This is a genomic window from Polaromonas sp. P1_G4, from assembly GCF_056405475.1.
This window is the reverse complement of record NZ_JBFUCA010000555.1, coordinates 1-2663: the sequence shown is the minus strand read 5'-3', so window position 1 is coordinate 2663 and position 2663 is coordinate 1. Positions and strand designations below refer to the sequence as shown.

Here is a 2663-nt window from a genome sequence, read left to right as displayed (position 1 = left end):
CGGCAGGATTGAAGGCGGGGCCCCAGTCATAGTCGAGCACCGGCATGATGAAGTCCGGCTCGGGCACGGTGGGGCGCAACTGCGGCAGCGTGGGAAAGCCGATGCCTTCCTTGGTAGCCAGCGCCAGCGTGCCGCGCGGCTCGCCCGCACGCGGCGCCAGGGTGGGCCAGCGGCTGGGCGGTGGCTCGGTGCCGCGCATCACCCAGTTACGAAAGTGCACGCGCAGCGCGTTCACGGTTTCGGTATGCGGCACCGGGTTGGCAGGCAATACACCCGTGCCGAAATTATTGCCCGGACAACTGGCGCCTGCCGTTGGAAGGCCCACGCCCGGCAGGCTGTTGTCAAAGCCCCCTGCCCCGCCGCCGTGGCTGGAGCTGGCAATGTAATAGCGCCGCACGTTGGCAGGCAGAGGCAGGTCGGCCCTGGCATCGGTACCCACCCATTCCGGCGTAAGTTTCAGGGCCCAGACCTCGGCCGAGCCAAAGTGCTCAACGATTTTCGGGCAGGTCTTGCTGGCTTCGCAACGATCAAGAATACCGGCAGGCGGCCCACCGCGCACCGGGTCGGCCGCGCGTGCCCACCACTGCGGCCCTTCACTGCCGGCCTGGTACAGCTCCAGCACGCCATCGGGCTGGGCCCAGCGGAAGTTCAGCGCGATGCGCCGGCCCGCAATGATGGGCCAGAGGCCGTCATGCACCTGGCGCCCGGCTTCGTCCCGGTTAAAGCCCAAGTGCAGCCAGCCGCGCAGAAAGTTGCCGGATTGCGAGACGCCCCGGCCAATGCTGTGGGTCACCACCCCAGCCACCGGGTTCGGTGTGCCGGCGTCATCAGCCCTGGCCGTCTTGAAGAACACCCCCATATCGCGCCAGGCGGCAAAGCCCACGCCCAGCAGGTAAGGATCGGCGGCCTTGAACACTACCTGGTAAAGCTTGCCGGCATCAAAACCGTTTTTCAGGCAGATCTGCGTGGCATCAGGTACGCCGGGAAAAGGATTGGCCGCATCGCACTTGGCCCAGGCCCAGTCGGTGGAAGGAATCACTGTCTCGCCGGTCACATCGCCGCGGGTGGATTCAGCCGCGCGCGACACCAGGCGCGACTGGCGCGTGTCCAGGCTCACGGGCTTGTACGGAACAGGATTTGTTTGCACAACCAGCGGTTGCGAACCCGGGCCGGTGCGATTGACGATGCGGCCAAACACCTCGCCGGTGACGGGTGAGCCGTCGGCATTCCTTGCCACCGGCACCTTGAGCCAGTGGGGAAGCTCGACCGCAGCAGTGGCCCGCACCATGGTGGCGCCGGCATTGTCGCCCTGCCAGGCGCTTGTGAGGTCGATGTCACCCAATGCACGCTCCTGCACCACATTGGGCCGGCGCAAACCACGGTTGGGCACCTCATGCCACATTATGCCGCTGGCCTTGGACAAATCAACCGGCTTGGTCAACACAAAGGTGGCCACGTAACGTACCTTGCCATCGGCCTCTTTGCCCAGTTCAATGTCCTGGATGATGGCATTGCCAGACGCCTTGGGGTCCAGCTCGCCGAACGCGCGGCCGGCAACCTGTTCAAAGGCCACACCACCCGACAAATCTGCCGCCAGGGGAACGGTTTCGTCAATCACGATCCGCGTGACGCGGGCCTGGGCGGAATGTCCCAGCAACAACACGGCAGCCAGCGACGCAAGCGCCAGCCTTCCCAGCAGGTGAACGGGTCTCATGTCTGTCTCCTTCGTTTTTTTATGTCGACTGCTCGTCTGCAACTGCAAAAAACTACAAAAGCGACTCAATCGCGCCGGAAACGGCCACCTTTCCTTGGGCCAGCAAGGCGCGGTGCTTGTCCAGGCGCTTGAGGTCATAGAGATAATTCACCATCAGGCCGTACGATTGCCTGAGCCCTTTGGGCGTCGGGTCGCCCGCCCAGTTGATGCGCTCCACGCGCGCCCCATTGCCCAGATGAAAGCGTGCCACCGGATCCAGCGGCTTGCCCTCTTCCAGGGCCCGGCCCAGGTAATGGGCCGCGCAGTGCAGCAGCATCTTTCGCACCGGCGACTTTTCACCGAGGGCCAGCGGGTTTTCTGCGGCGGTCAGCAGGTGCCCTGCAGTGGGCGGCTCAAACCCCACCGCCCGGCCCAGGGCGGCAAGCTCCTTGTCTCCCAGCGTTTCCAGCATGGCCGCCGCGTTCTTGCCCAGCCAGCTGCGAAACCCCGGAATCGGAGAAAGAGTGGCAAAGGTCTTGAGCTTGGGAAACTCCTCTTTCAGGGTCTCCACCACGCGCTTGATCAGCGAATCGCCAAAGCTCACGCCGCGCAGGCCGGCCTGCGTATTGCTGATGGAATAGAAAATCGCAGTGGTCGCGCGGCTCAGGTCCGAGGGCGCTGCCAGCTCATCGAGCAAAGGCATGATGTCGCCCGCGATCGTCTCGACCATCGCGACCTCGACAAAAATCAGCGGCACCTCTGGAAGACGCGGGTGGAAGAAGCCATAGCAGCGACGGTCACTGTCGAGCCGGTTTTTGACGTCGGCCCATCCCTTGATGTCATGGACCGCTTCGTACTTGATCAGTTTTTCAATCAGTGATGCCGGTGAATCCCAGGTGATGCGGCGCAGGTCAAGGAAACCGACGTCGAACCATGTCGAGAACATGTATTCCATTTCGACATCCAGGGC

2 protein-coding genes are annotated in these 2663 nt (G+C 63.6%); both read right to left on the bottom strand.

Annotation, left to right across the window (positions count from 1 at the left end):
- The coding region (locus AC1D1X_RS20410) for an alpha/beta hydrolase domain-containing protein (protein WP_477699023.1) at positions 1-1714 on the bottom strand (1714 nt) is incomplete at its 3' end.
- Between the two features lie 52 nt (positions 1715-1766).
- On the bottom strand, positions 1767-2663 hold an 897-nt coding region (locus AC1D1X_RS20405; RefSeq protein WP_477699022.1), incomplete at its 5' end, for a malonyl-CoA decarboxylase domain-containing protein.